Genomic DNA, 7,178 nt, shown 5'->3' with positions numbered 1-7,178 from the left:
TTCCTCCCCGTGACCAGCTTCGCCTTGGTCGCCATCACCGGCAACATCTACGCCGGCCTGTGGTACCCGATCTTCTTCACCGCCATCTCGGTCGTCTCGGCGCTCATCTGGATGAAGGAAACCCGCGGCAAGACGCTCGACTGAGCAGGGGCCGCAACCTTTATTGGACTGGGCCGCCGTTCATCTCGCTCGGGCAATTTTCCTGCCCCGGCTTATGAATGTGGTCGCCGTGGACAAAGCTTCCATCGGGGAGAAATCCCCCGGCCATGATCTTGGCCGCCGCGCCGCGCGGATCGCTGCGTTTCGGGGGCACGATAACGCCCGGCGATTGATTGGCGCGGGCGAGCGCCGCGGCCTGCGCGGCATTGCCAGCGACGTCCGGCCGTCCCTCGGCCGAACAGGCGGCGAGGAGCAACAGCGGTGCAATGATCCTCATCGAAACACTCCTCTCAACTTGTCGCGCAGAAACTCGGCGCTGCGGGATTGCGGCAGATATCGGGCGGGTGCACGGTCGAACGCCAATAGTCGGCCAGGCCAATGGACGTGACGAGCCGTGCATAAGCGGGCTCGTGGGCGGCCTTGGCAAGATTGGGCTCGAACAGCACGTCGGCCACCCAGATGCTGTTTTGCTCGATCAATCGCGCCGCGGCGCCGATTGCCTCGTTCTGGGCGCCGAGCGCCGCGAGCGCCGACACCACCAGCCGGTCGTTCTTGCGGCGATCGAGGCTCAACGTCATAAGTTGGCCGATCGTCTTGGCGCGCGCCGCAGCATCGCCCGACTGAAGCGCTTCGAAGGTCGCCACCAGCGCTTTGCGGCTTTCCGTATTGAGATGCAGAGCGGGATCGTGGAGGAGCGCGAGCGCTTCGGGATAGCGCTTGGTCCAAAAGGCCGACTTGATTTTCATGACCTGGAGCGAGGCGGCATAGGGCCATACCTCCAATATCTTTCCCAATATCTGGTCGGCTTCATTACTTCGTCCCACCGCATAAAGCGCATGCACCAGCCGGACATTGCTGCGCGGGGCGAGCGGCTGCATGTCGTGGCCGCGCTGGAACTGATCGACCGCTTCCTCCATTCGCCCGACCGAAACGAGGAAGTCGCCGTAGAGTTGGCGTTCGCAACCGCATTCGGTCGGGCGAACGCTGATCGCCTTATTGAGCATCGCCTCGCGTTGGGCATAAGCGCGCAGCGGTAATAGCCCGGCCTGAACCATATAGCCTTCCGGATTTTGCGGATCGAGTTCGAGCGCCTTGCGCGCGGCGAAAGCCGCCTCCTGGCGCAGCGCATCGACTTTGCCGAATCCTTCACGCCGAGTCAGCGGAAGCGCGGTCAGGGCCCGCGCCGACCAGCCGAACGAAAAGTCGGGCGCGGCCTCGGTCACCCGTCGCGCCGCATCGAGCATGCGGTCCTCGGTCGATGAGCCACCCCAGAATTCGTTGCAGAACTTAAGATAGAGCGACAGCGCCTTGTCGCTCAGCGTCGTCGAGTGCGCCGCCGCCCCCCACAAGGCGCAGCGCACGATCTGACTGGCCGAGACCGCGACCTGGCGCGGCGCAAGCAGCTCCGCGACGCGCGGCGTGTCAAACGTCTGCGACCACAGCAAAATTCCGCTCCGTTCATTCTTGAAGTTCATCGTGAAGCGCAGCAGTTGATCGATCTCGCGCACGCTGCCATCGATCAGGAAGGGCGAGGCCCGCGCCGCCTTGGTGTCGCCGCTCATCACAACCGTCACCGCATTCTCTATGCTGAACGCGGCCATCAATTCCTGGTGCAGCGCCTCGGGCAGGCCGCGCGGCACATCGGGCGAGATAATTGCGAACCCGCCGAGCCGGACATTGGGCTGGATCGCTGCTTCCGCACCCTGGTCACCGAGCGCAAGCCACCCGCCCACCGCTGTCGCGAGCAACGCCACCGCGACCAGCGGCGCGGCGACTCGCTTACCCTGTTTCGCACTGGGCGGCGCAACCGTTGCAACCTCTTCAAACTCTTCCTCGGCGGGGATAACTTCTATCCGTTCGGCGGTAAGCTGATAGGCGCGAATCGGCTCTCCGATGTTTTTGAGCTTCTGCTCGCCCATGTCCTCGAACGGCAGGCCGAGCCGCCGCAAATCTTCCCACGCGCGGCGCGACACGCAAATTCCGCCAATCGGCGCCAGCGGTTCGAGCCGTGCCGCGACATTGACCCCGTCGCCGAACACGTCGCCATCGTCGAGGATGATATCGCCGACATTAATTCCGATTCGCAGCATCAGCCGCTGATCGTCCGCGACGCCGCTGCTGTTCGTGATCAGGGCCCTCTGGACCGAGCAGGCGCAGTGAAAGGCGTCGAAGACGCTGCCGAACTCGACGAGGAAGCCGTCGCCAGTGGTTTTGACGACGCGGCCATGCTTGCGCGCGACGCACGGGTCCATGATGTCGCGGCGAAGCGCCTTTACCCGGCGAAGAGTGCCCTCCTCGTCGATCCCCATCAGGCGGCTGTATCCAACTACATCGGCCGAAACGATCGCCGAGAGCCGTCGCTCCATACGCGCTGCAACCATCAGCATCCCTTTTGCCAGGGGCTCGGGAAACTTATGGACCTAAGTTGGCGCGGGTGCCAGCCAACTTCTAATCTGGATTAATCGCGCTAGCGGAACTTCTCGTCACTTAGCCATCGGGGAAAAGCGCTTTCCAGCGCTGGGTGAAATCACAATCAGCTGATCGGGCCGATCTTCAGCCTGTCGGTCAAGGGCAGCTTCTAATCTGGACGAAGTTTACGGCCGCCAGTGGATGTCGATCGGCTGGTCGCCCTCGGCCAGCACGCGCCCGATCGGCAGCTTCGAGTTTTGCCCGTCTTCGATCGCCCGTTCGAGCAGGTCGCGCTTGGCCTGGCCGATGATGGTGATGAGGATTGTCCTGGCCGACAGGATCGCCGTCCGGGTGAGCGTCACGCGCGGCACCGGCGCGTTGGCCGGCAGCGGGTCGGGCATGACCCCGACCGCGCGCCGCGCCTTGGGGGCATTCATCGCGTCCTCGAGGTCGGGGCCGGCAAACAGCGACGCCGTGTGGCCGTCCTCGCCCATCCCCAGCCAGACGAGGTCGGGCGGCCACGGCAGATCCTGCAGCCGGGCGTCGGCGCCATTGCCCGCCAGCCGGTAATCGGCGATGTCGGCGGCGATCGGGAAGATCCGCGCGCCGGTCTTGATGAAATGCCCGGCGATCATGCGTATGTTACTGAGTTCATTGTCCATTTTGACCAGACGGTCGTCGGTCGGAATGATCGTCACCCGCTTCCATGCGATGCCCATTTGGGCGAGCTTCGCGAAGATCGGCCCCGGCGTTTCGCCGCCCGGCAGCGCGATCAACGCTGCGCCGCGCGCCTCGATCGCGCTGTCGATGATGAATCCGATGTCCCCCGCCACTGCCTCGGCCATCTCCTCGGCGCTGTCATAGTCCCAGAACTCCGCTTCAATCATGCCATTCCACTCCATTGCACCGGGTCAGCTCTTCGGCCGCCGAAGGGCCCCAGCTGCCGGCGCTATATCGTTGCGGCTTGAGCCCCGCCTCGGTCCAAGCGGCGCGCACGCCGTCGATCCACTGCCACTGCGCCTCGACCTCGTCGCGCCGCACGAACAATGTCGGGTCGCCCTCGATCAGGTCGAGCAGCAGCCGCTCATAGGCGATCCGCCGGCGATGGTCGGCGAAGGCATTGGCCAGCCCGATATCGAGTGGCACCTCGCGCAGGCGCAATCCGTCGCGGTCGAGTCCCGGCGTCTTGGCCATCACGCGAAACTCGATATTCTCGTCGGGCTGGATCGAGATGACCAGCTTGTTGGCCTTGGTCCGCGCCCCGCGCTTGGCGAAGATCGAGTGCGGCACGCATTTGAACTGGATGTAGATCTCGGTCTTGCGCTCGGGCAGCCGCTTGCCGGTGCGCAGGTAGAAGGGCACGCCGGCCCAGCGCCAGTTATCGACCTGCGCCTTCAAGGCAACGAACGTCTCGGTCGTCGAGGCTTGGCCAAGTTCGTCGGCATAGCCGCCGACCGCCTCCCCCTCGATCGTCCCCGCGCCATATTGGCCGATGACGACATGGCGGCCGACGTCGGCGGCGGTGATCGGGCGGAGCGCGCGGAGCACCTTGACCTTCTCGTCACGCACCTCGGTCGCGTCGAAATCGGCCGGCGGCTCCATCGCTACCAGCGCGAGCAATTGCAGCATGTGGTTCTGGACCATGTCGCGCAGCGCCCCAGCGCCGTCGTAATAGCCGGTGCGGCCCTCCAGCCCGACGGTCTCGGCGACGCTGATCTGGACATGGTCGATATGCGCCGAATTCCACAGCGGTTCGAACATCGAATTGGCGAAGCGCAGCGCGAGCAGGTTCTGGACCGTTTCCTTGCCGAGGTAATGGTCGATGCGAAACGTCCGTTCCTCGGGGAAGGCGGCTGCGACCGCATCATTGATCTCGCGGCTCGACGCGAGGTCGCTCCCGAGCGGCTTTTCGAGCGCCAGCCGGACCTTGTCGCCAGTCAACCCGGCCGACGTCAGCCCGGCGATGGTCGGCTCGAACAGCGACGGCGCGGTCGACAGGAAAATCGCCAGCCCCGCCGCGGGGTCGATCTTCTCGGCCAGCTTAGAAAAACCCGCCGGCAGCGTCGCGTCAAGCGCGACATAGGTCAAACGCTCGGCGAACGCGGCCGCCACCTTGGGATCGAAGAAGTCGGCGGGAACATGCTCGCCCAAGGCCTTGAGCGCGGTGGTGCGATAGCTTGCGTCGTCGAGCGTGCTACGCGCCGTGGCTACAATCCTCAGTCCCTCCGGCAACAGCTCATCGGCGTGGAGCCCGTACAGCGCCGGCAACAGCATGCGGTGGGCCAGGTCGCCGGTCGCACCGAACAGCAGGAGGGTAGAGACTTTGTCGCCGATCATGCCGGCTGCTCCTAGCGACACCCGATGGACAAGGCGAGCCGTAACCCGCCGGCCTAACCACCGGTCCAATATTGGACGTAGCCGTACCAGGCGACATAGGGCTCGCCACGGCCGTTGAGCGCCGGGCGAAAGCGGACCTTTTGCTCAACCAGGCTGCAGGTCCATTGATCGATGACCGGATCACCGATCGACCGGTTGATCTTGCAGTTGGTCGCCCGCCCGTCGAGCTGAACCCTGACGGCGACATAGACCCGTCCGCCGCGCGGCCACATATTTCGGATCGCCCTCGGATAGTCGGCCAGGGTCAGGGTGGTCGATTGAATCACGGTTGCGCCCCGGGCCTGGCCACCGTTCCCGCCGCCGCCACTGCCGCTGCCCGACCCACCGCTACCGGTGCCGGTGCCTGACCCACCGGCGCCAGTCCCCAGGCCGACCACGTTCGACGCGCCCTGGGTCGCTTCGTTGCCTGTCCTCGGGGTCGGCGAAGAGACGATCTTCGGCGGCGTGGGGACGACGACGCGGGGCTTGGGCCGCACCACCGGGGTCGCCTTGCTCTCGATATTCCTAGCGGAGGCCGCCCCCTCTTGCTTCTTGGGCCTGGCTTTCTCCTTCTTGACCACCTCGACCACCGGCGGCGGCGGAATGTTGACGTCGAAAATCTGCAGGTCCGGTTGCCGATCCGTCAGGTTGAGGTGCCCCGACAGGTTGAGGAAGGCGAGTGCCAGGCCGACGTGGATCAGCACGACAAGAACGATGGTCGCGACACGATCGCGCGGACGGATGGAGGGGCGGTACATGGTCGCGGTTGCAACGCAGCGAAAGGCTTTCAGGTTTCCTTGCCGAATCGCCGTCCCCCGACGGCTGCCGCCGAGTCGCTCGGCAACCTTGGCCAAACTGGCCCAAGCTGCCCCTAGCCATCCCTACGAAATGCGAGGGAAATACGGTTAATTTCGCGTTTAATTTGACTTACATTAAAAAAATGGCGAATCTACCGGGCTTCAAAAAGGTGGGAAATTCGACATGGAAGCTACAGCATCGAATCAGCGTCGTTACCTTGCGTCCGCGGCAATTGTGTTTGCCATAGCCGCCGGAGCGTACACCATCGGCCGCGTCTATCCGCCGCTTGGTCCCACGGCAGGGACGATCGCGCCGGCCGACCGATACGTCGACGCGCAGATCGGTGCCGGTGATGTTACGCTCGGCGACACGTCGATCCCGCGGCTGATGCAGACGGACGCGTTCGAGGTGATGGTCAAGAATCCAAGCTTCCGCGCGCTTGCCGCCGATCCGGGCTTTGCCGCTTTAGCGCAGAATCCGGCGGCGATGTCGGCGCTGGCCGCCAACCCGGCCGCGTTCACCGCGCTGGCGAAGGACCCGCAGGCGTTTGGTGCGCTGTTGCGTTCCGCCCAGGCGGTTTCGGCTGCCGCTCAGACCGCCAACGCCGCCCAGGCGCAGGCCTTTACGGCGATGGCCATGCACGCCGACGCGTTCGGCGCTCTGGCGCGCTATCCGCAGGCGTTCGGCGCGATGGCCGCCAACGCACAAGCCTTCAAGACCTATGCCGCGAACCCGAGCGCGTTCCAGGCGGCAGCTATGAACCCGGCGGCGGTGCCGGCGATGGCCAATAGCGCCGAAGCGTTCAAGGCACTGGCGATGGATTCCAAGGCGATGGGCGCGCTGGCGCATGATTCGCAGGCGTTCTCGGTTCTGGCGGCCAATGCGCAAGCGTTCAAGGCGCTTGCGGCTAATGCCGAGGCGTTCAAAGCCGCGGCGTCAAGTGCTCAGGCGTTCGCATCCAACATGGCGACCGCTGGCGCGATGAGCGCCGGCGCGACCAATGCGATGGCAATGAATCCCGCCGCCTTTTCGGCGCTCGCGATGCAGCCTGGCGCGTTCAGCGCGTTGGCTAACCACCCACAGGCGTTCAGCGCGCTCGCCGCTTACCCGCAGGCGTTCAAGGCAATGGCGATGAACCCACAGGCGTTTGGCGCATATGCCGCGAACCCGGGCGCGTTCCAAGCGGCGGCGATGAACCCAGCAGCGATGCCGGCGATGGCCAAGAGCGCGGAAGCGTTCAAGGCGCTGGCGATGGACTCCAGGGCGATGGGCGCGCTGGCGCATGATGCCCAGGCGTTCTCGGCACTAGCGCACAACGCCGATGCCTTCTCCGCGCTGGCGGCAAGCCCGCAGGCGTTCAGCGCGGCGTTGAATGCGCAGGCGATAGGCGCGCTCGCCGCCAATGCCCAGGCGTTCAAGGCGCTCGCCGCCAACGC

The 7,178-nt window shown here is 65.1% G+C and carries 5 protein-coding genes and 1 pseudogene; 1 reads left to right on the top strand and 5 read right to left on the bottom strand.

What is annotated here, in order from left to right:
* Nucleotides 1-160: 160 nt before the first annotated feature.
* The 5 genes from RMO25_RS06925 to RMO25_RS06905 all read right to left on the bottom strand — a co-directional run bounded on the left by RMO25_RS06925 (nucleotide 161) and on the right by RMO25_RS06905 (nucleotide 5,702).
* Entirely contained in the window at nucleotides 161-436 is a 276-nt protein-coding gene (locus RMO25_RS06925) for a hypothetical protein (protein WP_309661872.1), read from the bottom strand.
* 13 nt (nucleotides 437-449) lie between these two features.
* Entirely contained in the window at nucleotides 450-2,540 is a 2,091-nt protein-coding gene (locus tag RMO25_RS06920) for an adenylate/guanylate cyclase domain-containing protein (RefSeq protein ID WP_309661871.1), read from the bottom strand.
* Between the two features lie 213 nt (nucleotides 2,541-2,753).
* Nucleotides 2,754-3,455, bottom strand: a complete 702-nt coding sequence (locus RMO25_RS06915; protein WP_309661870.1) for a 6-phosphogluconolactonase — start codon at nucleotides 3,453-3,455, stop codon at nucleotides 2,754-2,756.
* Nucleotides 3,448-4,905 (bottom strand): glucose-6-phosphate dehydrogenase, encoded by a 1,458-nt coding sequence (gene zwf / locus RMO25_RS06910; protein ID WP_309661869.1) that lies wholly within the window; start codon nucleotides 4,903-4,905, stop codon nucleotides 3,448-3,450. Before zwf ends, RMO25_RS06915 begins: the two co-directional genes overlap by 8 nt.
* Before the next feature lie 53 nt (nucleotides 4,906-4,958).
* The gene (locus RMO25_RS06905) at nucleotides 4,959-5,702 is read right to left on the bottom strand and encodes an energy transducer TonB (RefSeq protein ID WP_309661868.1); all 744 of its coding nucleotides are present in this window, start codon (nucleotides 5,700-5,702) and stop codon (nucleotides 4,959-4,961) included.
* Nucleotides 5,703-5,976: 274 nt separating this feature from the next.
* Between RMO25_RS06905 and RMO25_RS06900 the strand changes: the two are divergent.
* Nucleotides 5,977-7,178, top strand: a pseudogene (locus RMO25_RS06900) (hypothetical protein); the annotation flags it as partial.

Origin of the sequence: Sphingomonas sp., assembly GCF_031361285.1 — a bacterium.
In the GTDB taxonomy this organism is placed as follows: domain Bacteria; phylum Pseudomonadota; class Alphaproteobacteria; order Sphingomonadales; family Sphingomonadaceae; genus Sphingomicrobium.
Note: the sequence above shows the minus strand (reverse complement) of the source record. Positions and strands in the feature narration are given on the sequence as shown.